21 protein-coding genes are annotated in these 24521 nt (G+C 58.2%); 9 read left to right on the top strand and 12 right to left on the bottom strand.

The genetic code is table 11. The annotated features are described in order from the left end of the window. From WFO70_RS01880 to WFO70_RS01870, 3 genes are all read left to right on the top strand, one after another. Positions 1 to 462 (top strand): hypothetical protein, encoded by a 462-nt coding sequence (locus tag WFO70_RS01880; protein WP_337014433.1) that lies wholly within the window; start codon positions 1 to 3, stop codon positions 460 to 462. Between the two features lie 242 nt (positions 463 to 704). Beyond that, positions 705 to 2087 (top strand): diaminobutyrate--2-oxoglutarate transaminase, encoded by a 1383-nt coding sequence (locus WFO70_RS01875; RefSeq protein WP_337014432.1) that lies wholly within the window; start codon positions 705 to 707, stop codon positions 2085 to 2087. Between the two features lie 18 nt (positions 2088 to 2105). Beyond that, positions 2106 to 3572, top strand: coding sequence for a pyridoxal phosphate-dependent decarboxylase family protein (locus WFO70_RS01870; RefSeq protein ID WP_337014431.1), 1467 nt, complete (start codon positions 2106 to 2108; stop codon positions 3570 to 3572). Between the two features lie 43 nt (positions 3573 to 3615). Here the strand turns inward: WFO70_RS01870 and WFO70_RS01865 are convergent, their stop codons facing one another. The 3 genes from WFO70_RS01865 to WFO70_RS01855 are packed head-to-tail and all read right to left on the bottom strand — an operon-like array spanning position 3616 to position 7396. Continuing rightward, positions 3616 to 5811: a polysaccharide biosynthesis tyrosine autokinase gene (locus WFO70_RS01865; RefSeq protein ID WP_337014430.1), complete on the bottom strand. Its 2196-nt coding sequence runs from the start codon at positions 5809 to 5811 to the stop codon at positions 3616 to 3618. After that, positions 5793 to 6269, bottom strand: coding sequence for an arsenate reductase/protein-tyrosine-phosphatase family protein (locus tag WFO70_RS01860; RefSeq protein ID WP_442913343.1), 477 nt, complete (start codon positions 6267 to 6269; stop codon positions 5793 to 5795). Before WFO70_RS01860 ends, WFO70_RS01865 begins: the two co-directional genes overlap by 19 nt. Next, the gene (locus tag WFO70_RS01855) at positions 6257 to 7396 is read right to left on the bottom strand and encodes a polysaccharide export protein (RefSeq protein WP_337014428.1); all 1140 of its coding nucleotides are present in this window, start codon (positions 7394 to 7396) and stop codon (positions 6257 to 6259) included. The genes WFO70_RS01860 and WFO70_RS01855 overlap by 13 nt, the downstream gene beginning before the upstream one ends. A gap of 489 nt (positions 7397 to 7885) precedes the next feature. On the opposite strand from WFO70_RS01855, the gene WFO70_RS01850 reads away from it, so the two are divergent. Next, positions 7886 to 8218, top strand: a complete 333-nt coding sequence (locus tag WFO70_RS01850; protein WP_337014427.1) for an RcnB family protein — start codon at positions 7886 to 7888, stop codon at positions 8216 to 8218. A gap of 44 nt (positions 8219 to 8262) precedes the next feature. Here WFO70_RS01850 and apbC read toward each other — a convergent pair whose 3' ends face one another. Continuing rightward, positions 8263 to 9372, bottom strand: a complete 1110-nt coding sequence (gene apbC, locus WFO70_RS01845; protein WP_337014426.1) for an iron-sulfur cluster carrier protein ApbC — start codon at positions 9370 to 9372, stop codon at positions 8263 to 8265. 136 nt (positions 9373 to 9508) lie between these two features. Between apbC and metG the strand changes: the two genes are divergently transcribed. Further along, positions 9509 to 11542 carry a methionine--tRNA ligase gene (gene metG / locus WFO70_RS01840; RefSeq protein WP_337014425.1) on the top strand — a complete coding sequence of 678 codons (2034 nt, stop codon included), beginning with the start codon at positions 9509 to 9511 and terminating at the stop codon, positions 11540 to 11542. A gap of 118 nt (positions 11543 to 11660) precedes the next feature. Here the strand turns inward: metG and WFO70_RS01835 are convergent, their stop codons facing one another. The 3 genes from WFO70_RS01835 to WFO70_RS01825 are packed head-to-tail and all read right to left on the bottom strand — an operon-like array spanning position 11661 to position 14580. Beyond that, entirely contained in the window at positions 11661 to 12131 is a 471-nt protein-coding gene (locus WFO70_RS01835) for a DUF1456 family protein (RefSeq protein ID WP_337014424.1), read from the bottom strand. Positions 12132 to 12178: 47 nt separating this feature from the next. Continuing rightward, the gene (gene btsR / locus WFO70_RS01830; protein ID WP_337014423.1) at positions 12179 to 12898 is read right to left on the bottom strand and encodes a two-component system response regulator BtsR; all 720 of its coding nucleotides are present in this window, start codon (positions 12896 to 12898) and stop codon (positions 12179 to 12181) included. Continuing rightward, the gene (locus WFO70_RS01825) at positions 12895 to 14580 is read right to left on the bottom strand and encodes a sensor histidine kinase (RefSeq protein ID WP_337014422.1); all 1686 of its coding nucleotides are present in this window, start codon (positions 14578 to 14580) and stop codon (positions 12895 to 12897) included. The genes btsR and WFO70_RS01825 overlap by 4 nt, the downstream gene beginning before the upstream one ends. Positions 14581 to 14797: 217 nt before the next feature. Between WFO70_RS01825 and mlrA the strand changes: the two genes are divergently transcribed. After that, positions 14798 to 15532, top strand: coding sequence for an HTH-type transcriptional regulator MlrA (mlrA, locus tag WFO70_RS01820; protein ID WP_337014421.1), 735 nt, complete (start codon positions 14798 to 14800; stop codon positions 15530 to 15532). 59 nt (positions 15533 to 15591) lie between these two features. Next, positions 15592 to 15705: a protein YohO gene (locus WFO70_RS01815; RefSeq protein WP_106995318.1), complete on the top strand. Its 114-nt coding sequence runs from the start codon at positions 15592 to 15594 to the stop codon at positions 15703 to 15705. Here WFO70_RS01815 and WFO70_RS01810 read toward each other — a convergent pair. From WFO70_RS01810 to bglX, 5 genes are all read right to left on the bottom strand, one after another. Next, a complete protein-coding gene (locus WFO70_RS01810) occupies positions 15680 to 16417 on the bottom strand; it encodes an ABC transporter permease (RefSeq protein ID WP_337014420.1) in 738 nt (245 codons plus the stop codon). The genes WFO70_RS01815 and WFO70_RS01810 overlap by 26 nt on opposite strands. Next, positions 16414 to 17349 carry an ABC transporter ATP-binding protein gene (locus WFO70_RS01805; RefSeq protein ID WP_337014419.1) on the bottom strand — a complete coding sequence of 312 codons (936 nt, stop codon included), beginning with the start codon at positions 17347 to 17349 and terminating at the stop codon, positions 16414 to 16416. The genes WFO70_RS01810 and WFO70_RS01805 overlap by 4 nt, the downstream gene beginning before the upstream one ends. Then, positions 17342 to 18499 (bottom strand): ABC transporter permease, encoded by a 1158-nt coding sequence (locus WFO70_RS01800; RefSeq protein ID WP_337014418.1) that lies wholly within the window; start codon positions 18497 to 18499, stop codon positions 17342 to 17344. The genes WFO70_RS01805 and WFO70_RS01800 overlap by 8 nt, the downstream gene beginning before the upstream one ends. 16 nt (positions 18500 to 18515) lie before the next feature. Continuing rightward, positions 18516 to 19433, bottom strand: coding sequence for a glycine betaine ABC transporter substrate-binding protein OsmF (gene osmF / locus WFO70_RS01795; protein ID WP_337014417.1), 918 nt, complete (start codon positions 19431 to 19433; stop codon positions 18516 to 18518). 144 nt (positions 19434 to 19577) lie between these two features. Beyond that, a complete protein-coding gene (bglX, locus tag WFO70_RS01790) occupies positions 19578 to 21875 on the bottom strand; it encodes a beta-glucosidase BglX (RefSeq protein WP_337016558.1) in 2298 nt (765 codons plus the stop codon). Between the two features lie 189 nt (positions 21876 to 22064). Here bglX and dld point away from each other — a divergent pair, with 189 nt between their 5' ends. Both dld and WFO70_RS01780 read left to right on the top strand, forming a co-directional pair. Then, positions 22065 to 23822: a D-lactate dehydrogenase gene (gene dld, locus WFO70_RS01785; protein WP_337014416.1), complete on the top strand. Its 1758-nt coding sequence runs from the start codon at positions 22065 to 22067 to the stop codon at positions 23820 to 23822. A gap of 103 nt (positions 23823 to 23925) precedes the next feature. Beyond that, complete coding sequence (locus WFO70_RS01780) at positions 23926 to 24480, top strand: GNAT family N-acetyltransferase (protein WP_337014414.1); 555 nt, start codon at positions 23926 to 23928, stop codon at positions 24478 to 24480. Positions 24481 to 24521: the final 41 nt, after the last annotated feature.

The following is a 24521-nucleotide window of genomic DNA, read 5'->3' as shown; positions in this document are numbered from 1 at the left end:
ATGAAAAAGATTCTGTTGGTGGGTGTGGTGGCTGCGCTTCTTGCAGGCTGCGTCTCAGAAGAGCAACGTTTAGCCCAGTGTGAAGCCAAAGGCGTCAGTCGTGATGCCTGCTATGTGGCCGACCAGAACCGCCAGGCCACCATCAATGCCGCCGCTGAAAAACAGGCTCTGGAGAATGCCCAGGCTGCAACACAACATGCGCAGGCGGCCCACGTTGCCGATCCGCTGCGTGAGGCCTCTTTTAGCGCAAACGGCATCAAAGCTACCGTAAACAATGGTTTCACTCAGGCCACCATCAATGGCAAAAAAGCCACGGTGAAGCGTTCTAATGCGAATTTCTACGAGATTACAGGCGCGGGTTATATCCTGTCGATCTCGCTGGATGCAAACGGCGTTACCGATGCCTCATGGAATAAAACCCATGGCCGCGATCATGGCATTCTGAACGTCGTTCAAAAGTAGTCCTAAAGCATTCAAAAACACCCCACTTTTTTACCCGGAGTGCCCCCCAGGAAACCTCAGTTGCCATGCGGGGTTACGGCTTACGCGCGTTGTTTCAACGCGCGTAACAAAAGGACAAACAATTAACCATTGAGCCCCGCGCAAAAAGGCTCTATATTGGCCGCGATTTTTGATGCCCTTCTCATTTTCTTAATTAATTATTCAATCGTGGCCACGTGCTGAGCTGCGGTTGTAGGAGTGATATGATGACGGATAAAGTCCGTATTGATACTTTGAATGCCTCTTCTTTCAAAACCAACGAAACCTATCTGGCTCGTCAGGCCGAAATGGAATCCAATGTCAGGAGTTATCCGCGCAAGCTGCCTTTAGCCATCACTAAGGCGGATGGGGTGTGGATCACCGATGCGGATAACAAAGAGTATCTTGATTGCCTGGCCGGTGCGGGAACGCTGGCGCTGGGTCATAACCATCCTGATGTGCTGAAAAGCATCCAAAGTGTCATTACCAGCGGCTTGCCGTTACATACCCTGGATCTGACCACGCCGTTGAAAGACGCGTTCTCAGAATACCTGCTCTCCTTGCTGCCAGGTCAGGGCAAAGAGTACTGCCTGCAGTTTACCGGTCCGTCCGGTGCGGACGCCGTTGAAGCCGCGCTGAAGCTGGCGAAAAAAGTGACCGGCCGTAGCGGCATTATCAGCTTCTCCGGTGCCTATCACGGCATGACCCACGGCGCGCTGTCCGTAACCGGCAACCTGTCTCCAAAAGAAGCGGTTGACGGCATGATGCCGGAAGTGCAGTTCATGCCTTACCCGCACCAGTACCGCTGCCCGCTGGGTATCGGCGGTGAAGCGGGTGTGAAAGCCCTGACCTACTACTTCGAAAACCTGATCAACGACGTCGAGAGCGGCGTGCGTAAACCTGCTGCCGTGATCCTGGAAGCAGTCCAGGGCGAAGGCGGCGTGAACCCGGCGCCGGTTGAGTGGCTGCAGCGCATCCGTAAAGTGACCGAAGAGCACGGCATTCTGCTGATCCTCGACGAAGTCCAGGCAGGCTTTGCCCGTACCGGTAAATTCTTCGCCTTCGAACACGCGGGTATCCAGCCAGACATCGTAGTGATGTCCAAAGCTGTCGGTGGCGGTCTGCCGCTGGCCGTTCTCGGTATCAAAAAGCAGTTCGACGCATGGTCTCCGGGTCACCATACCGGTACCTTCCGTGGTAACCAGCTGGCGATGGCCACCGGCCTCACCACCCTGCAGATCCTCAAAGAGCAGAACATCGCTGATAAAGTTGCCGCCCAGGGCGAGTGGCTGAAAGCGAAGCTGGTTGAACTGCAGAAACGCTATCCGGTTATCGGTCACGTTCGCGGTCTGGGCATGATGATTGGTATCGAGATCGTTAAACCGCACGAAGCTGCCGACCATATGGGCTGCTTCCCGGGCGATGGCGAGCTATCTGCGCTGATCCAGAAGAAGTGCTTCGAAACCGGTCTGATTCTGGAGCGTGGCGGCCGTAACGGTAACGTTGTGCGTCTTCTGCCTTCTCTGCTGATCAGCGATCAGGAGCTGAACGTGTTCCTGGACAAATTTGAGCAGGCGCTGCTTGCTGCGGGCGTTCGCCCAGTCTAACCGGAGACAATGGATACAATGTCAGATTTAAACCCGATTTTGTCGTCGTCGGCGCAAAGCATCGAAGCCTATCAGCAGGCCATCGAGCAGAGCACCCAGGCGGTTATGCAGTGGCTGAAACAGCCGGAAATGTACCAGGGTAAAACGGTCGCCGAGCTGCGCGAACGTATTAACCTGGAGTTCAGCCCGGAAGGGCTGGGCAACGAGACCGCCATCGAGCGTGCCGTTGAATATTTCCTGAAAGACAGCCTGGCGGTGCACCATCCGCAGTGCGTGGCGCACCTCCACTGCCCGAGCCTGGTGGTAAGCCAGGCGGCGGAAGTGATGATCAACGCCACTAACCAGAGCATGGACTCCTGGGATCAGAGCCCGTCTGCGACCATTATCGAGATAAAACTGATCGAGTGGCTGCGTACCCGTCTGGGTTACCAGTCAGGCGACGCCGGTGTCTTCACCAGCGGCGGCACCCAGAGCAACATGATGGGTCTGATGCTGGCGCGTGATGCGTTCTTCGCGCGTCAGGGCCACTCCGTCCAGCAGGATGGTCTGGTGGGCGATCTGCGTAAGATCCGGGTGCTGTGCTCCGACAGCGCGCACTTCTCCGTGCAGAAAAACATGGCGCTGATGGGTCTCGGCTACCAGTCCGTTATCCAGGTGAAAACTGACGCATGTTCGCGTATGGATCTGACCGATCTGGCAGCGAAAATCGAGCAGTGCAATGCTAACGGCGAACAGATTCTGGCGATCGTTGCCACCGCAGGAACCACCGACGCGGGCGCTATCGATCCGCTGCGTGCGATTGCAGAGCTGGCGGCGAAGCAGAATATCTGGGTTCACGTGGATGCGGCCTGGGGCGGCGCGCTGCTGATGTCCGAGAAGTACCGCGATTACCTCGACGGTATCGAGCTGGTGGATTCCGTTACTCTGGACTTCCACAAGCAGTTCTTCCAGACCATCAGCTGCGGCGCATTCCTGCTGAAAGAGGCGCGTCACTATGAGCTGATGCGCTATCAGGCGGCGTACCTGAACTCTGAGTTTGACGAAGAGGCTGGCGTACCGAACCTGGTGTCCAAATCCCTGCAGACCACCCGTCGTTTCGACGCGCTGAAGCTGTGGATGAGCCTGGAGGCGCTGGGCCAGAAGAAATACGCTGAGATCATCGATCACGGTGTGACCATGGCGCAGCAGGTTGCCGCGTACGTGACCGAACAGCCGCTGCTGGAGCTGGTGATGCCACCGCAGCTGGCGAGCGTGCTGTTCCGCTTCCGCCCTGAGCTGAATCTGGACGATGCGGCCATTGCGCTGCTCAACCAGAAGATCGGTGACGCGCTGCTGGAATCAGGCCGCGCCAACGTCGGCGTGACCGAGCATAACGGTATCACCTGCCTGAAGCTGACCCTGCTGAACCCAATCGTGAACCTGGAGGATGTCAAAGTCCTGCTGTCACTGGTGGAACGCACGGCGCACGAGCTGCTGGCGAAGTAAGTTGTTCAACCCGGCAGCACTCGCTGCCGGGTCTTTATTCCCCTTATCTCTTCTTCGCGTTTGCGCCCTGCGTAGCGAAATAGCCGTAAGCATCGTAGCCGGAAGCATAGTAGCTGGCCGCCGATTTCATGACGTCGTTAAGAATGACCCCTTTGATGTTGACCCTCATCTGCTGCAGACGGTGCTGGCTGACCGCTATCTCGCGAACGCTGGTGACGTTAAACCGTGCCACCAGCAGCGTGGAGGCTGCAACCCGCCCGACCAGCGCGGCATCCGTCACTGCCAGAATCGGCGGCGTATCGACGATCACCATGTCGTACTGCTTGCTGGCCCAGGCCATGAACGCGCGAAAACGGTCATGCATCAGCAGCTCTGAGGGGTTAGGCGGATAGTGCCCGCAGGTCACCACATCAAACTGCCCGCTGGCGTAAGTCTGAACCGCTTCATTGAAGGCCACTTTTCCTGACAGCACGTCCGACAGACCGGCGTCGTTGCGCAGGCCAAAAATATTGTGCACGTAGCCCTTACGCATATCGGCATCGATAAACAGCACCCGCCGATCGACCTGGGTCACCAGCGCCGCCAGCGAGGTACTGACCAGCGTTTTTCCGCAGTCCTGGGCCGGGCCGCTGAACATCAAAATGTTGTTTTCAGCATCCATCATGGCGAAGTGCAGGCTGGTGCGTAACCCGCGCACCGCTTCGACAAAATTATCCAGCGGTCGGTCTATGGGCAAGAAGGGCACGTCGGTGATTTTATGCCCTTTGCAGTAGTGGAAGAAATAGCGGTTGCCCACCCGGGTTTTACCGTGCAGCCAGGCCGAATGCGGCAAGGTGGCATAGACGTTCATCCCTTCTCTTTCGAGCTGCTCCGGGGCCGTGATGCCGCGTCGCAGTGCCGATCTTGCCAGTACCCCGCCAGTCGCCACCAGGAAGCCAAACAGGGTGGTAACGATCAGGATCAACGCCTTGCGCGGCTTGATCGGCGCAGGCTGCGTCACCGCCGAATCGATAATGCGCACGTTACCGATGGTGCTCGAACGGGAGATGTTTAACTCCTGCTGGCGGGTAAGAAGCTGCAGGTAAACCGCCCGGCCAGAATCGACATCGCGGCTGAGACGCAGGATCTCCTGCTGCGTGGCCGGCATCGTCCCCACCCTTTTGTTCAGGCGCTCCCGCTCGCTCTCGAGGGTGTGCCGTTTTTCACGCAGCGCCCGATAGGTCGGGTGGTCTTTTTTAAAGAGCTGGGAGATCTCGGCTTCGCGGAAGGTCAGCTCGTTCAGCTGATTATCAGCGTTAACGATCTGCTCCAGCACCGATTTCGCTTCCAGGCTCAAATCCACCGAGTCGCGCTGCTTGCGGTAGCTGTTCAGACGCTCTTCAGCCAACTCCAGCTCGCCGCGAACTTGCGGAAGCTGGCGTTGCAGGAAGTTGAGGCTCTGCGAGTCCTGCGCGGCCTGACGGGCAATGTTCTGTTGCAGATAGCTCTGGGCAATGTGGTTCAGCACGGTAGCAATGTTCCCGGGATCCTCGCCCGTCAGGCTCAGGGAGAGGATCCCACTCTCTTTGCCCTGCTCCGTCACGCTAAACTGGCGACTCAGGGTGTTTATCGCCTCCAGCCGGGCAAGCTGCCGCACCCTGAAACGCGTGCCTGGGGGCGCAGTTAACTCGCGAACGGTTATCGTCACTCCGGCGTGCTGTAACGGCGCACCGACGGTGCCGCGGGCGCTAACGCCCTCCCCTTCCAGCCGGTAGTGTCCGTTCTCTTCAGCGGTGAGGAGCAGCGCCATCCCGTTGCCCTGAGCGGCGGGAAGGATCAGCTTATCGAGGATCAGCGTGGCTTCGGGTTGCCCGGTAAGCCTCGCCCACCCCTTGCCGATTAACGGCAGGCGAACCTGGGTTATCTCATCGCGTAAGCGCAGTGCCTCTACGGTTTCACCAAGGATCATCCGCGATCGCAGCAGCTGAATTTCCGCGCCGGAATCGGATGACCGCTCCGGGGCCAGCTGGCTTAAGGTTTTAAGAATGCTGTTCTGCGGTTTACTTTCGATTTGTACCATGGCATCTGCGACGTATACCGGCGATGCCAGTAACGCATACATCGTTCCGCAGAGCGCAAAAAATAGCGTGACGCCAAGAATACACACGCGATGATCAATTAACTCTCCCAGAAGACGCGCCAGATCCAGCTCATGATTATCAGCAGCATAATCCTGTGCATTTACGCTTTTTGACGACATGTACGTGATCCCTTAACTGTAAGTCGGTTGGTCCATTCCTGACATGCTTCACCAAGCAGGCGAAAAACATAGTCAAACGCTTCCATGCTTTTACCGTACGGATCGGGGATCTCCTTTTCCCTGAGCCACTGCCCAAACAGCAAGGCTTTGCCGCGCACCTCCGGGGCGATGAGCGAGATCCGGTTAATTTGTCCTGACTCCATAGCAAGGATCAGATCGTATTCCCGCATCATTGCCGCCGTCAGCGGTCGGGCAACGTGATCGGCCAGCGACAGACCATGCATAGCCGCGATCTGCCGGGCATGGCTGTCTGCCGGATGACCGGCCAGGCCGCAGATGCCTGCCGATGCGATAGACAATGTGGGGAGTTGCTGCTGTAAGAGCCGTTCCCCGAGCGGGGAGCGGCAAATATTTCCTGTACACACCACCAGAATGGACTGGATCATTATTCGGGCCACGACTTGATAAAACGCACGGTTTCCGTGAGGTCATGAACCCCGTTGATAGTTGGCACCAGCTGCGCCACAACCCGGTTCCAGCGTGAGATCGGTGCCGTTGTCACGTAGACAATATCGTAGGGCTGGAGCTGGAATTCCGTGCCGAGCACCATGGCGGACGCGTCGCGGGCATTCAGCTGCCAGATGCGGGCAATTTTGCCGTCCTGGCTTTTGCCGGTGCTGGAGCGGATCACGAAGATGCCGCTCGCATCAGCCATAGACTGATTCAGGCCGCCAGCGCTGGCTAAGGCTTCCGCCAGCGTCATGCCGCTGCGATCCATTTTGAGGGTGCTCTGCTTCACCACCTCCCCCATCACAAAGACTTTCAGGGCATCATTGCGCGGGATAAACAGAATATCCCCCGGCCACAGCAGCCGGTTTTGCGTCAGGTCGCCGTGCTGCATCAGGGCATAGAGCGATATCCGCGTATCCTGGCCATCATGGGTGAGCACCACGTTGCGCCAGTCGGCATCGGCCGACAGACCGCCTGCCGCGTTGATCGCGTCCATAATGGTCAGCGGAATATTCGTAATCGGCTGTTGGCCGGATTTGACCACTTCGCCGGTGATGTAGGCTTTCTGCGACCGAAACGCCGCGATACTGACATCGACCTGCGGGCTTTCAATCACCCTGTCCAGCCGATCGGTGATCTCTTTGCGTACCTCGGCGAGGGTTTTACCCGCCACCTGAAGCTTACCGACATAGGGATAGAAGAGCGTGCCGTCGGCACCGACCCAGTTACCGGTGTCGCTGGCGCTGCGGTACTGCCCGGCAGGGGTGGTCAGTTCCGGGTGATCCCAGACGGTGATCATCAGCACATCCCCGGGGCCAATCCGGTATTCCCAGCGCTTTAGTTCCTCGTCCAGCTTCGGATTTGCCCGAGATTTCTCCCGCTCGCCCCGGAGCTTGTCAATAACGGAAGGCGTTAACGGCCAGACGTCCACTTTTTTATCCAAATCAACGGAATTGTCGGCAACAGCAACGTTATTTTTTCCAGAAGTATTTATATGTTGGCCAGGCGTAATTGTGCAGCCTGTTAATATAAGAGCGGCAAAAAAAACCGCACCGCGGCGGAATGGAATTATCATTAATAAATAACACCCTACAAAATACGTTTATAGCCCATTATTTTCTGGATAACTCCGATAATTCTAATAAGTAATAAAAATCACAAAATATCAGACGGTTATAGTTAAATAACCTGATTAAAGAAATACACCATCCGGGCTAACATTTGTTTGGAAGTTTCTTTTAGCAGCAAAAAGAAAAAACAGAACCAGTAAATTAGGCCGTATCATAATCATTCCGCAAAAGAAATAACATAGTACGTATGCGAATATATTTGGATGAGGGGTTACTTTAAGATTTTATAAAAGGAACTATAATTAATATAGATTTTAAATAACGAAGCATTCATGGTAAATATAATTAAAGGCGCACCGGCATGTGCAGGGATGTGTTGATTTGTTACATTTTTTACCCACTCAGCCAGCCGGCAAAACATAAAATGGAGTATCTGTTGCTCGGTCAAGGATCAGCAGACCACGAGTAATGGCCACGGTTAATCTGGAGAAAAAATGACTAAAGGTAAAATTCTACTTCTGGGCGTACTGATGTCCCTGGCGAGCGCGGCCTTTGCTGCACCGCAAGCCACAGCGGCACCCTCTGGCATCCAGGCCTATGAGGAACAGGAGTTTGTAGCCGATTTTACGAAATTCAAGATTGGTGATTTCGCCCCGGCGCAGTATCTGACACCTGAGTACACCATTAAGCAGTATAAGCTGCGCAATCTGCCTGAACCCCAGGCTGGCACGCACTGGACCTATATGGGCGAGAACTACGTGTTAGTGGGTGATACTGACGGTAAGATCTACAAAGCGTATAACGGCGATATCTTCTACCACCGTTAATCGCTTGTTTTGCCGGGTAAGCGCAGCGGCCCCCGGCAAAACAACTACACCGCGCGGAACGCGATATCGCCCGGGATCACTTCGCCCTGCCAGTAGAGCTGGGCCGCGACGCGATCTGCCAGCTGGCGATACATCTCAGCAAACTCACTTTCAGGACGGTTGACCACGGTCGGCTTCCCGCTGTCGAGATCTTCACGCAGGGTAATGTGCAGCGGCATCTGGCCCAGCAGTTGGGTGTGATACTGCGCCGCAAGCTTCTCTGCCCCGCCTGCACCAAAGATCGCCTCATGATGACCACAGTTGCTGCAGATATGCATGCTCATATTTTCGACCACGCCCAGCACCGGCACTTCAACCTTCTCGAACATCACGATGCCTTTTTTGGCGTCGATCAGCGCGATATCCTGCGGCGTGGTGACCACAACCGCACCCGTTACCGGAATGTTCTGCGCCAGCGTCAGCTGAATGTCACCGGTACCCGGCGGCATATCCAGTACCAGATAATCGAGATCCGGCCACATTGTCTCCTGCAACATCTGCAACAGCGCTTTGCTGGCCATCGGCCCGCGCCACACCATAGCGTTGTCGTCAGTCACCAGATAACCGATTGAGTTGGTTGCCAGCCCGTAAGCCATGATCGGTGCCATATGGGTGCCATCCGGCGAGGTCGGACGCTGATTTTCCGCGCCCAGCATGTTCGGGATCGACGGACCATAAATATCGGCATCCAGAATACCGACCTTCGCCCCTTCGGCGGCCAGCGCCAGGGCCAGGTTTACGGCGGTGGAGGATTTACCCACCCCACCCTTGCCGGAGCTGATGGCGATAATATTTTTCACGCCATTGATGCCCGGCTGGTTTTTCACCCGCTTCAGGGTGGCGATGGCGTGGGACAATTTCCAGTCAATCGCCTTCGCCCCGGTGATGCGCAGCAGCTCAGCGCTGGTTTCCTCTTTCAGCGTCTCGAACGCGTTGTTCCAGACGAACGGCATCTGCAGCTCAACATGCAGGGTATCATCCAGCCACGCCACGTGGTGCAACGCCTTCAGGGCGGTGAGATTATGCTTCAGGGTGGGGTGCTGAAAATTAGCCAGCGTCCCGGCGACCATTGCACGCAAGGCTTCCGGTGATTTGGCCTGGGATTGAGAACTCATCCCGACTCCTTTTGTTATTGTGGATAAGAGCTTTGTTGAACAAGTTTACCTGAAAGGCCATGGTTTGTGCTTACTTAATAATGCCCCTTTTGGTACTATCAAAACCCTTTTCACTACAAAAGAAGTAATGTCCACTATGACTCAAGTCGCGAAAAAAATTCTGGTGACGTGCGCTCTGCCGTACGCTAACGGCTCAATCCACCTCGGCCACATGCTGGAGCATATCCAGGCTGATGTCTGGGTCCGTTACCAGCGAATGCGCGGCCATCAGGTAAACTTCATCTGTGCAGACGACGCACACGGCACGCCGATCATGCTGAAAGCACAGCAGCTCGGTATCAGCCCGGAGCAGATGATTGCTGATATGAGTCAGGAGCATCAGACGGACTTTGCTGGCTTTGACATCAGCTATGACAACTATCACTCCACGCACAGCGACGAAAACCGCGAGCTGTCGGAGCTGATCTACACCCGTCTGAAAGAGAACGGTTTTATTAAAAACCGCACCATCTCTCAGCTCTACGATCCGGAAAAAGGCATGTTCCTGCCGGACCGTTTTGTGAAAGGCACCTGTCCGAAATGTAAATCCCCGGACCAGTACGGCGATAACTGCGAAGTGTGCGGCGCGACCTATAGCCCGACCGAGCTGATTGAGCCGAAATCCGTGGTTTCCGGCGCAACGCCTGTGATGCGTGACTCCGAGCACTTCTTCTTCGATCTGCCGTCGTTCAGCGAAATGCTGCAGGCGTGGACCCGCAGCGGCGCGCTGCAGGAGCAGGTGGCGAACAAGATGCAGGAGTGGTTTGAGTCCGGTCTGCAGCAGTGGGATATCTCCCGCGATGCGCCGTACTTTGGCTTTGAAATCCCGAACGCACCGGGCAAATACTTCTACGTCTGGCTGGACGCACCAATCGGCTACATGGGCTCCTTCAAGAACCTGTGCGATAAGCGCGGGGATACCACCAGCTTTGACGAGTACTGGAAAAAAGATTCCGACGCCGAGCTGTATCACTTCATCGGTAAAGACATCGTCTACTTCCACAGCCTGTTCTGGCCTGCCATGCTGGAAGGCAGCGGCTTCCGCAAGCCTACCAACCTGTTCGTGCACGGCTATGTGACGGTGAACGGCGCGAAGATGTCCAAATCACGCGGCACCTTCATCAAGGCCAGCACCTGGCTGAACCACTTTGACGCCGACAGCCTGCGCTACTACTACGCGGCGAAGCTCTCTTCCCGTATCGACGACATCGACCTGAACCTGGAAGATTTCGTCCAGCGCGTGAACGCCGACATCGTCAACAAGGTGGTGAACCTGGCTTCCCGTAACGCGGGCTTTATCGCTAAGCGTTTTGACGGCGTGATGGCGGCTGAACTGGCGGATCCCGCGCTGTACAAGACCTTCACCGACGCGGCAGCCGTGATTGGCGAAGCCTGGGAAAGCCGCGAGTTCGGCAAAGCGGTGCGTGAGATCATGGCCCTGGCCGATCTGGCTAACCGCTACGTTGACGAGCAGGCCCCTTGGGTTGTCGCAAAACAGGAAGGCCGCGACGCCGACCTGCAGGCGATCTGCTCCATGGGCATCAACCTGTTCCGCGTACTGATGTCTTATCTGAAGCCGGTTCTGCCGCAGCTGGCCGCGCGTACCGAAGCGTTCCTGAATACCGAACTGAGCTGGGACAGCATCAACCAGCCGCTGCTCGGCCATAAGCTGAACGCCTTCAAGGCGCTGTACAACCGCATCGAGATGAAGCAGGTAGAAGCCCTGGTTGACGCCTCGAAAGAAGAGGTGAAAGCCGCAGCCGCACCGGTTACCGGCCCGCTGGCGGACGATCCGATTCAGGAGACCATCACTTTTGACGATTTCGCCAAAGTCGATCTGCGCGTGGCGCTGATTGAGAACGCGGAATTCGTTGAAGGCTCTGACAAACTGCTGCGCCTGACCCTGGATCTGGGCGGCGAGAAGCGCAACGTCTTCTCCGGCATCCGTTCTGCATATCCGGACCCGCAGGTGCTGATTGGTCGCCAGACGGTGATGGTGGCTAACCTCGCTCCGCGCAAAATGCGCTTCGGCATCTCGGAAGGGATGGTGATGGCGGCAGGCCCTGGCGGGAAGGATATCTTCCTGTTAAGCCCTGACGAAGGCGCGAAGCCGGGTCAGCAGGTGAAATAACAAAAAAGCCGGAGATAATCTCCGGCTTTTTTTTGCCTTTTTGCCGGGTGGCGGCTTCGCCTTACCCGGCCTACACAACCCGTAGGCCCGTGCAAGCGCAGCGCCGCCGGGCAAAAAATCACGCCTTCGGATGATGCACCCGGTGGGTCAACCCGCGCAGGAAATTACGCAGGAACTGGTCCCCACACTCGCGGTAATTTTTGTGGTCCGGGGCGCGCATCATGGCGGTGATTTCCGGCATCGAGACGCGGTATTTCTGCTCGGTCATGATCGCCAGAATATCGTCGGTCTTCAGGGAAAAGGCGATACGCAGCTTCTTCAGCACCGTGTTGTTATTCACCCGACGCTCCAGCGCCAGCTCTGGCGCGGCCGGATCTTTGCCACGCTTATCGTAAATCAGGCCGTTCAGGAAACCCGACAGAATGATGTCCGGACAGCGAACAAAGCCCTCTTCATCTTCTTTGGTCATCCAGGTGTCGAAACCGGCGGACGTGGATTCCATATCGGAGAGCGCAAGAATGCGCACCATGTCGTTATTGTTGGCTTTCAGGGTGTAGCGCAGGCTACGAAGAATGTCGTTGCTAATCATGTGTGCCTTTAACTGTCGATGATGCTATGCCGCGCAGTGTACCAGTTTTACAGCCCTATCGCCTCTTTCAAACTTTTCAGATAGCGACGGCTGACCGGCACCGTCTGCCCGGCCCGCAGCACCAGCTCGGCCTGACCGTTTTCTTCGAGGCGGATCTCTTTCAGGTGCGCCATGTTCACCAGATACTGGCGGTGACAGCGTAGCAGCGGCGTGCGGCTCTCGAGCGTGCGCAGCGTCAGCTCGGTAAAGCCCTCTTTGCCTTCACCGCTGGTGACAAACACCCCGCTCATCCGGCTGCTGACAAAGGCCACGTCGTCCATTTGCAGAAGATAGATGCGGCTGTGACCGGTACAGGGGATAAACTTCAGCGGCTGCTGATGCTCCGCCAGCAGGGTTACATCCTGCACGTTGCGCTCCTGACGCAGGCGGTTGAGGGTCTTTTCCAGCCGCTGCTCTTCAATGGGCTTCAGCAGATAGTCAAAGGCGTGCTCTTCAAACGCCTTAACCGCGTACTCGTCAAAGGCGGTGAGAAACACGATGTAGGGCCGATGCTCCGGGTCGAGCATCCCAACCATCTCCAGACCGCTGATGCGCGGCATCTGGATATCCAGAAACAGCACGTCCGGGCGCAGCTTGTGCACCGCCCCGATGGCTTCGATGGCGTTGGCGCACTCACCCACAATCTCAATATCGCTCTGCTCCTGCAGCAAAAACCGCAGGTTTTCCCGCGCCAAAGGCTCATCATCGACAATCAGCACGTTCATCATGCGTGTTCCTCCAGAGGCAGTCTCAAGGTTATGCGGGTAAAGCAGTCGGGTTCGCAGGCGACGGTGATGCCGCAATCCTCACCAAAATGGGCGCGCAGGCGTTTATCCACCAGCCCCATCCCCAGGCCGCCGCCCTCTTTGGCGGAGGTATAGAGCCCGGCGTTATCTTCAATATCCAGCACCAGATAGCGGTTAAAGCGGCTGGCGGTGATGGCAATCTCTCCGGTACCCAGCAGCTGCGAGGTACCGTGCTTAATCGCATTCTCGACGATGGGCTGCAGGGTAAAGGCCGGCAGCTGCTGCCAGGCCAGTTCGTCCGGCACCGAGAGCGTCACCTGCAGGCGCGACTGGAACCGGGCCTGCTCAATTTGCAGATAGGCGTTCACATGCTCAATCTCATCGGCCAGGGTGACGATCTCCGATGGCCGCTTCAGGTTCTTGCGGAAAAAGGTTGAGAGGAACTGCACCAGCTGCGTCGCCTGCTCGCTGTCACGGCGGATCACCGCCTTCAGGGTATTCAGCGCATTAAACAGGAAATGCGGGTTGACCTGTGCATGCAGCAGCTTGATCTCCGACTGGGTCAGCAGCGCCTTCTGCCGCTCGTATTGCCCGGCAAGAATTTGGGCAGAGAGCAGCTGAGCAATCCCCTCCCCCAGGGTGCGGTTGATGGAGCTGAACAGGCGGTTTTTCGCCTCGTACAGTTTGATGGTCCCCATCACCCGCTGATTTTCGCCGCGCAGGGGGATCACCAGCGTCGAGCCCAGCTTGCACTGCGGATGCAGCGAGCAGCGGTACGGCACTTCGTTACCGTCGGCGTAGACTACCTCACCGGTCTCAATGGCGCGAAGCGTATAAGCGGACGAAATCGGTCTGCCGGGCAGATGGTGATCGTCGCCGGTGCCGGTAAAGGCCAGCAGCTTTTCGCGATCGGTGATAGCGACGGCGCTGATATCCAGCTCCTGGTGCAGCACCAGGGCCACCTTCATGCTGTTCTCTTCGTTGAAGCCCTGGCGCAGAATCCCCTCCGTCGAGGCCGCCACCTTCAGTGCCGTCGCCGAAAAAGCGGAGGTGTATTTTTCAAACATTGCCCGTTTGTCGAGCAGAATGCGCATAAACAGCGCGGCGCCCAGGGTGTTGGTGACCATCATCGGCGCGGCAATGCTGCTGACCAGATGCAGGGCATCCTCGAACGGGCGGGCAATCAGCAAAATGATCAGCATCTGTACCAGCTCGGCCACCAGGGTGACCATGCCTGCGGTAAGCGGGCTGAAGACCTTATCCGGGCGACCGCGCCGGACCATCACGCTGTGGATCAGTCCACCGAGCAGCCCTTCGACGATGGTCGAAATCATACAGCTCAGTGCCGTCATGCCGCCCATCGAGTAGCGGTGCAGTCCCCCGGTCAGCCCTACCAGTCCGCCGACCACCGGGCCGCCGAGCAGGCCCCCCATCACCGCGCCAATCGCCCGGGTGTTAGCGATGGAGTCTTCAATGTGCAGGCCGAGATAGGTGCCGAGAATGCAGAAGATGGAGAAGGTGACGTAGCAGAGCAGCTTGTGCGGCAGGCGAACCGTGACCTGCATCAGGGGAATGAACAGGCGTGTTTTACTCATCAGCCAGGCGATGACCAGAAACACACACATCTGCTGAAGCAGCAGCAACACCAGATTAAATTCGTACATGCCCACAACCACACGCTGTAAAACCGCGTAACATACACCGAAGCGCATTAACTTTCCTGGCAGCGCGAGGATAAAAATGTGTTTTCGTGTCAGGCATCACACCTTTTGCCCAATGTAATCTTAAATTCACGTAAATAATCCAAAAAAAGAGGGATCCTTCCTGGTTCGTCAATCTGCGTCTACAGTTAATCTGGGTATGTGCAAGCCGGGGGATAACATGGCGCTCTACACGATAGGGGAAGTGGCACTGCTGTGTGATATCAATCCTGTAACGTTACGCGCATGGCAACGACGTTATGGATTACTGAAACCACAGCGAACCGACGGCGGACACCGGTTGTTTACCGATGCGGATATCGACCGCATCCGTGAGATCAAGGGCTGGATCGATAACGGCGTTCAGGTCGGCAAAGTTAAAACGCTACTGAGCCCGGAGGGTCAGGAGGAGCAGGACATCTGGCGCGAACAGCAGGAGGTGCTGCTGCGTTACCTGCAGTCCGGCCATCTGCATCGCCTGCGGGTGTGGCTCAAGGATCGCGGCAGCGAATACCCTGCGCAAACCTTGATTTCGCATCTGTTCATCCCGTTACGTCGACGGCTGCAGTCCCAGCAGCCCACCCTGCAGGCGCTGCTGAGTGCGCTCGACGGGGTGCTGATCAACTACATCTGCATCTGTCTGGCCACCGCGCGAAAGAAGAACAGCAAGGATGCGCTGGTCGTCGGCTGGAACGTGCAGGACACCACCCGTCTGTGGCTGGAGGCGTGGATTGCCGCGCAGGATGGCTGGCGCGTCGACGTGCTGGCGCACTCGCTGGTGCAGCTGCGTCCGGAGCTGTTCGACGGGCAGACGCTGCTGGTCTGGTGCGGCGAATCGCCGACGGCGGCGCAGCAGCAGCAGCTCACCCAGTGGCAGGCCCACGGGTATCCCGTGTTCCCGCTGAAAGGCAATTAATGGTTCATTAACAGCCGCGCTTCACCGTATAATCGCCCTGTTAACATCAGGAGCACATTATGAAGGCAACCAAAGTCGCGGTTATCACCCTGTTCATTCTCATGGCCGTCAGCGGTATTGGCGGCGTGATGCTGGCAGGGTATTCGTTTATTGTCCGTGGCGGTGTCGGCTGAGGCTCTGCGCCAGCCGCTCAAACGCCCGATCCACCACAATCGCCGCCAGCGCCACCAGCAGCGCCCCCTGGATGATATAGGCCGTATTAAACCCGCTTAAGCCGATAATGATCGGCGTCCCCAGGGTGTTGGCCCCTACCGTTGAGGCGATGGCCGCCGTACCGATATTGATAATCACCGAGGTGCGGATCCCTGCCAGCATCACCGGCGCGGCAAGCGGCAGCTCAACGTTGCGCAGACGCTGCCAGCCGCTCATCCCCATCCCTTCCGCCACGCTGATAGCCGCTGCGGGCACTGACGCCAGCCCCGCCAGCGTCGCCTGCAAAATGGGCAGTACCCCGTACAGGATCAGCGCGATGATCGCAGGCTGTTGTCCAAACCCCATAACCGGCACCGCAATCGCCAGCACCGCCACCGGCGGGAAAGTCTGCCCGACCGCGGCGATGGTCTCTACCAGCGGGCGAAACTCACGGCCAGCCGGGCGGGTGACGGCAATCCCGGCCCCTGCCCCCAGCACAATCGCGATCAGGCTGGAGATCCCCACCAGCCAGAGGTGGGACAGTGTCAGGCTGACAAAGCTCTCTTGCTGATAGACCGGGCGCGGCAGCTCGGGGAACAGCGCGCTAAACAGCGGTGCGCTGTAAGGCATCACCAGCAACAGCGCGACAAACAGCGCCACCAGCCACAGGAGCGGATCGCGTAAGCGACTCATGACGCCTCCCGGGCCAGCAGATCGCGAAACCACAGCGTCCCGCAGGGCCGATCCTGGTCGTCCACCACCGGCAGGCTTTCGCTGCCGCTGCTGACAAAGGCCGAGAGCGCATCCCGCAGACTCATGGAGGCCCGCAGCGGACCTTCTCCACTGGCGGCGACCTCCCGGCGCATCGACTCACCCACCGTGCGCAGCGACAGGAGGCGCACGCCCAGCTCGCTGCGGCCAAAAAACTCACGCACAAACGCATTCTCGGGCTGGGTCAGCAGCGTCAGCGGCGTCCCCTGCTGCACCACTCTGCCGTGATCCATCAGTACCAGATGGTCCGCCAGCCGCAGGGCCTCGTCGATATCGTGGGTCACCAGAATAATGGTGCGGCCCAGAATGCGGTGGATACGGGTCATCTCCAGCTGCAGCGCGCCGCGGGTCACCGGATCGAGAGCGCCAAAGGGTTCATCCATCAGCAGCACCTCCGGGTTAGCGGCCAGAGCGCGCGCCACCCCCACCCGCTGCTGCTGCCCGCCGGAGAGCTGATGCGGGTAGCGCTCGCGCAGCCCGGGCTCCAGCCCCAGCAGGGCCATCAGCTCGTCCACCCGATCGTTGATTTTTTGCTGAGACCATTTTTGCAGCTGCGGCACGGTGGCGATATTGCGCGCCACCGTCCAGTGCGGAAACAGCCCGATGGACTGAATGGCATAGCCCATCCGGCGGCGCAGCTCCAGCACCGGCAGGCTGCGGATCTCCTCGCCGGCAAAGCGGATCAGGCCGCTGTCGTGCTCCACCAGCCGGTTAATCATCTTCAGGGTGGTGGATTTACCCGACCCCGAGGTGCCAATCAGTACCGTAAAAGCCCCTTCGGCAAAGGTCAGGTTCAGATCGCTGACCGCAGGCTCCCCGGCAAAGGTTTTGTTTACGTCATGAAATTCAATCATTGGTTCTCCTTCGCAGCAGGGCGATCCACAGGGCAAACAGCGCATCCACCACCACCGCCAGCACGATGGTCGGGATCACGCCCAGCAGCACCAGATCCAGGGCGCTGCTCAGCAGCCCCTGGAACACCAGCGCCCCAAATCCTCCGGCACCGATTAACGCCGCGATCACCGCCATCCCCACCGTCTGTACTGCGACGACCCTGAGTCCGCGCAGCAGTACCGGCAGCGCCAGCGGGAGCTGGATCTGCCAGAAGCGCTGGCGGGTGTTCATCCCCATCGCGTCGGCGCTCTCCAGCACTTCGGCAGGGACCTGGCTCAGCCCCGCCAGCACCCCGCGCGCCAGCGGCAGCAGGGCATAGAGCACCAGGGCGATCAGCGCCGGGGTCAGGCCGGTTCCGGCAATTCCCAGGGACGACAGCCACGGCCAGGCACGGGTCAGCCCGGCCAGCGGGGCAATCAGCAGGCCAAACAGCGCCACAGAGGGCACGGTCTGAATCACGTTGAGCACCGCAAACACCGGTCCCTGCGTTGTCGGACGGCGATAACAGAGCATCCCCAGCGGCACGCCGATCAGCAGCGCTGGCACCAGGGTGCCCACCAGTAGAGTCAAATGCTGCGCGAGGGCCGCATCAAAGACATCCTCGCGGTTGGCATACTCTTTCAACAGGGAGAGAGCATTGAGTTCACCGCTGAATAACAACAGCAGCGGCAGGATCCAGATTTGCGCCTGCAACAGCCAGCGCCAGAGCGGCTGGAGGCTGAGCCGACGAATGGCATCGCTGCAGGCCAGCAGGCAGAGCGCCAGCCACAGCCACAGGCCGCTACCCACCGCGGTACGCGCCAGCGGACTCTCGCTGGTGGCGAGATGGGTCGCCGCCAGCCCGACGCTCCAGATCAGGCCGGCAAACAGCAGCTCGCACGCCACAAGTGTGGCCACCAGCGCCCAGCGTCCGCGGGCAACGGATAACCCCAGCAGCAGGCACAGCGGAAGTAAAAGTAACGCAGGGGAAAACGACCACACCTGCCAGAGAGCACGCCCCTCCCCGGACACCAGCCGGTTAGGGGCGAAATTGACGAAAGGTAACGCGCCCGCAGCCAGGGCAACGATCGCCAGCAGCAGCAGGACGCGGTTATGACATCTTATCGGCACTGAACTATCCTGGGGGCTACTTCACCAGCCCTTTCTGCTTCAGGTAATCTGCCGCCACTTTTTTGGCATCCAGCCCTTCCACCGCAATGCTGGCATTCAGCTGTTGCAGGGTTTTCTCATCCAGCGTTTCAAATACCGGCTTCAGCCAGGCGTCCAGCTCCGGGTAGGCCTTCAGCACCGCTTCGCGCACCACCGGGGTCGGGGCATAGATTGGCTGAACGCCTTTAGGATCGGTGAGGGTTTGCAGACCCAGCGCCGCCACCGGGCCATCGGTGCCGTAGGCCATCGCCGCATTCACGCCGGAGGTTTGCTGGGCCGCCGCTTTGATGGTGACTGCCGTATCACCGCCCGCCAGGGAGAGCAGCTGGCTTTGATCCAGCTTGAAGTCATAGGCTTTTTCAAAGGCCGGCAGGGCATCCGGGCGCTCTATAAACTCCGCCGAGGCGGCGAGTTTAAAATCGCCATTCTCTTTCAGGTAGCGGCTGAGATCGTCGAGGGTAGTGAGTTTACCTTTCTCCGCCACGTCTTTGCGCACGGCGATGGTCCAGGTATTGTTGGCCGGAGCCGGGGTGAGCCAGACCAGTTTGTTCTGTTCAGCATCCAGCTTTTTGACTTTTTCATATCCGGCCTGGGCATTTTTCCACGCCGGATCCTTTTCATCTTTAAAGAAGAAGGCCCCGTTGCCGGTGTATTCCGGATAGATATCCAGCTCGCCGGAGGTGATCGCACCGCGCACCACGGGCGTGGTGCCGAGCTGGACTTTATTGACGGTTTTCACGCCGTGGCTTTCCAGCACCTGCAAAATAATATTGCCGAGCAGCGCGCCTTCGGTATCGATCTTTGAGCCCACCTTCACCGGCTCCGCCGCCTGTAACGGCAGACTCACCGCCGCCAGCAACACCGCAGATCCCAACATCCCCTTTGCAATCGTCATTCCGCTATCCTCATTTTTTTGCTGCCTTTTTCAGAGGCTTGAGAGAAAAGCGTAGCTTAAAACGGCGGAATTAACCGTCAAAATGCCTTTTTAGCATAAGGTAAGACGCCTCCCCCGCAGGAGGGGGAGGCAAAGGGAGGAAGGTTACAGCAGCTCGAACTCGCCTTTATTCACGCGGGCGGAATCGAGGCCGATAAAGACGTTAAACTTGCCCGGCTCGGCGGCGTATTTCATCTGCTGATTCCAGAACTTGAGCGCATCCACGTCAATCGGGAAGCTGACGGTTTTGGTTTCGCCAGGTTTCAGGTGCACCTTCTCGAAGCCACGCAGCTGTTTCACCGGACGGCTCATGGAGGCGGTGACATCCTGAACGTACATCTGGATCACCGTATCCCCTTCGCGCTTGCCGCTGTTGGTCACCTCGACGCTGGCGGTGACGCTAGCGTCCGCTTTCATCGTCGGGGCCGACATTTTCACGTCGGAAAGGGTGAAGGTGGTGTAACTCAGGCCATAGCCAAACGGATAGAGCGGGCCATTGGCTTCGTCGAAATAGCGCGAGGTGTACTTGTTCGGTTTATCCGCGTTGTACGGACGACCGGTATTCAGGTGGCTGTAGTACACCGGGAGCTGCCCGACGGAGCGCGGGAAGGACATCGGCAGTTTGCCCGACGGGTTGTAATCGCCAAACAGCACGTCGGCGATGGCGTTACCGCCTTCGGTACCGGCGAACCAGGTTTCCAGAATGGCGTCAGCCTGCTGGTTTTCGTCAACCAGTGCCAGCGGACGGCCGTTCATCAGCACCAGCACCAGCGGTTTGCCGGTGGCTTTCAGCGCGGTAATCAGCGCCTTCTGGCTCTGTGGCAGAGTGATATCGGTGCGGCTGGAGGCTTCATGGGCCATGCCCTGAGCTTCACCCACCACGGCAACCACGACGTCGGATTGCTTCGCCGCATTAACCGCTTCGTCGATCATCTCCTGCGCCGGGCGCGGATCGACCTTCACCGCCTCTTCATACTGGTTGAGGAAGGTGACGATATCCTTGTCGCTGGTGACGTTGGCACCTTTGGCGTAAATCACCTTGCCCTTGTCACCCAGCGCGTCTTTAATGCCGGTCAGCACGGTAACGGACTGATCGGCCACCCCTGCCGCAGACCAGCTGCCCATCACGTCGCGCTTGCTGTCAGCCAGCGGCCCCACCACTGCCACGGTGCCGGATTTCGCCAGCGGCAGCGTGTCCAGACGGTTTTTCAGCAGCACCAGGCTTTCGCGCGCTACGTCGCGGGCTTCCTTACGGTGCAGGCGGCTTTCGGCGTTGGTGTCGGTCGGGTCGGACTCTTTTGGCCCCAGGTGGCTGTACGGATCGTTAAACAGCCCCATGTCATATTTCACGTTCAGCACGTGGCGCGTGGCGTCGTCCAGCTCCGCCATGGTGACTTTGCCGCTCTTCACCAGCCCCGGCAGGTATTTGCTGTAATACTCGTCGCTCATGCTCATGTTGATGCCGGACTTCAGCGCCACGCGCACCGCGTCTTCCGGGTCAGATGCCGTGCCGTGCTTGATCAGCTCTTTAATTGCGCCGTGGTCGGAAACGGTAATGCCTTTGAAGCCCCACTGGTCGCGCAGCACGTCTTTCAGCAGCCAGGAATCCGAGGTGGCCGGCGTGCCGTTGAGGGAGTTCAGGGCCACCATCACCGCGCCGCTCCCGGCATCAAGACCGGCTTTGTACGGCGGCATGTAGTCGTTAAACAGGCGCTGCGGGCTCATGTCGACGGTGTTGTACTCTTTCCCGCCCTCTACGGCGCCATAGGCGGCGAAGTGCTTGACGCTGGTCATCACCGAGTAGCGGTCGGCCGGGCTTTTGCCCTGCATCGCTTCAACCATGGTTTTGCCCATGGTTGCGGTCAGGTAAGTATCTTCCCCGAAGCCTTCTGAGCCGCGGCCCCAGCGCGGATCGCGGGAGACGTCAACCATCGGTGCCCAGGTCATGTTCAGGCCATCGTCCGCGGCTTCATAAGCCGACACGCGCCCAACGGTTTTCACCGCGTCGAGGTTAAAGGAGGAGGCCAGACCGAGGCTAATCGGGAAGACGGTACGCTGGCCGTGGACCACGTCATAGGCGAAGAATAACGGGATTTTCAGGTGGCTGAGTTCCATCACCTGATCCTGCATCTTGCGGATATCCTGGCGGGTGACGGTGTTAAAAATCGCCCCCACCTGGCCGTTTTTAATCATCTCGCGAATGGCTTCTTTCGGATTGTCCGGTCCGACGCTGATCAGGCGCAGCTGGCCGATTTTCTCATCGACCGACATCTTCGTGAGCAGATCGGTGACAAATGCGTCGCGGGCTTCCGGCGTCAGTGGATGATTGCCAAACAGGTCGTCAGCCAGCGCAGGTTGCAGCGCCAGACTTACAGCTATCCCTACAGAACAAAGCCATTTCATCTCGTTTACTCTCTCATCAATAACCGCCGGATAGTCGCGGCCAGACATTACGAAAAGCGCAGTGTGCCATAAACCCTGTGAACCTTGCAGGGTTTATTCTCTGATTTTTCTGGTGAATACTGGTTCGCTTAAACATTAATCGCGCTATGATTTTGGACGACGTATTCGACTGACCACAAGGGGTGGATGATGTCTTTTGAACAACCGCACAATAACACCGACTTTATTAATGACCTGACGCGACTGGTGGGCTCTGCGCACCTGCTGACCGACGCCGCGAAAACCGCCCGCTACCGCAAGGGCTTTCGCTCCGGACAAGGGGACGCGCTGGCGGTGGTGTTCCCTGGCACCCTGCTGGAGCTGTGGCGGGTGCTGAACGCCTGCGTGGCGGCAGACAAAATTATTCTGATGCAGGCGGCGAATACCGGCCTGACCGAAGGCTCCACGCCGAACGGCAATGATTACGACCGCGATATTGTGATTATCAGCACCCTGCGCCTCGACAAGCTGCATCTGCTGGACAAGGGCGAGCAGGTGCTGGCCTTCCCGGGCACCACGCTCTACTCGCTGGAAAAGGCGCTCAAGCCGCTGGGCCGGGAGCCGCACTCGGTGATTGGCTCGTCCTGTATCGGCGCTTCCGTCATCGGCGGGATCTGCAACAACTCCGGCGGCTCGCTGGTGCAGCGCGGCCCGGCCTACACCGAAATGTCGCTGTTCGCCCGTATTGATGAGCAGGGCAAGCTGACCCTGGTGAACCACCTGGGAATCGATCTGGGCGTCACGCCGGAGCAGATCCTCAGCAAGCTGGATGACGATCGCATCAGGGACAGCGATGTGCTGCACGACGGGCGTCATGCCCACGATCATGATTACATCAGCCGGGTACGCGAGATCGACGCCGATACCCCGGCGCGCTATAACGCCGATCCGGATCGCCTGTTTGAATCCTCCGGCTGCGCGGGCAAGCTGGCGGTCTTCGCCGTGCGCCTCGACACCTTCCCGGCGGAGAAACGCCAGCAGGTATTTTATATCGGCACTAACCAGCCTGAAGTGCTGACCAGGATCCGTCGCCACATCCTCGGGGAGTTCACCCACCTGCCGGTCGCCGGTGAGTATATGCACCGGGATATTTACGACATCGCCGAACGCTACGGCAAAGATACCTTCCTGATGATCGACAAGCTCGGCACCGACAAGATGCCCTTCTTCTTCACCATGAAGGGGCGCACCGATGCGATGCTGGAGAAGGTGTCGCTGTTCAAGCCGCACTTTACCGACCGCTTTATGCAAAAGCTGGGCAACGCCTTCCCGGCACACCTGCCGCCGCGGATGAAAAGCTGGCGGGACAAGTACGAGCATCACCTGCTGTTGAAGATGGCGGGCGACGGCATTGCCGAAGCGCAGACCTGGCTGGCAGAGTTCTTTAAAGACGCCGAGGGCGACTTCTTTGCCTGTACCCCTGAAGAGGGCAGCAAGGCCTTTTTACACCGCTTTGCCGCCGCAGGGGCTGCGATCCGCTATCAGGCGGTACACGCCGACGAGGTGGAAGACATTCTGGCGCTGGATATCGCCCTGCGCCGCAACGATACCGACTGGTTCGAGAAACTGCCGCCGGAGATCGACAGCCAGCTGGTGCATAAGCTCTATTACGGCCACTTTATGTGTTACGTCTTCCATCAGGATTACATCGTCAAGAAAGGGGTCGATGCCCATGCCCTGAAGGCGCAGATGCTGACGTTATTGCAGGCGCGTGGGGCGCAATATCCGGCGGAACATAATGTGGGTCACATTTACGAAGCCCCGGCCGCATTAAAGCAGTTTTATCGCGAAAATGACCCGACAAACAGCATGAACCCGGGGATTGGCAAAACAAGCAAGCAGAAAAACTGGAAAGGGGAACCTGAAACAGTAAGTAATGACCTGCAAGCCACTGATCAAACCAGTTAGCCCGATTGGGCCCGCTGTTAAGCCCATTCAAATCGTACTAGAGTAGCCACGGGTCGCCAGAGAATCGTTTCTCTGGCTTTTTTTGATGAGGAGCGGACATATTATGTCGGCTGTTGAAACTTTCTCCGAAACTGACGTTCAGGTTCGCGATGCTGAGGCGGAGGACGCGCATGCTATTGCGGGCATCTACGCCTGGCACGTCCTTAACGGGCGCGCATCCTTTGAAGAGGTTCCCCCTACCGTAGACGAAATGCGCCAGCGTATGAACGCGGTGACCAGCCAGGGTTTGCCGTGGCTGGTGGCGCTCTATCGGGGGATTGTCGTGGGCTACTGTTACGCCACTCACTATCGTCCCCGCCCCGGGTACCGTTACACCATTGAAGAGTCGATTTACGTGGAGGCCAGCACGCCCGGACGCGGCTTTGGCAGCGCGCTGCTGAGCGCCCTGATTGCCCGCAGCGAAGAGGGGCCGTGGCGGCAGATGATCGCTATCGTCGGAGACGGGCCAAACAATGCCAGTTCGTTACGCCTGCATAAAAAGCACGGATTCGAAGTGGCGGGACAGCTGAGAAGCGTGGGATACAAGAAAGGGGACTGGCGCGATACGCTGATTTTGCAGCGCCCCCTCAACGACGGTGACTGGACGCCACCTGAGTAAAGCGGTATTGCCGGGTGGCGCTGCGCTTACCCGGCCTACAA

This window comes from Leclercia sp. AS011 (assembly GCF_037152535.1).
Taxonomy (GTDB): Bacteria; Pseudomonadota; Gammaproteobacteria; order Enterobacterales; family Enterobacteriaceae; genus Enterobacter.
The sequence above is the reverse complement of the archived record's forward strand: the minus strand, read 5'-3'. Positions and strand labels throughout refer to the sequence as shown.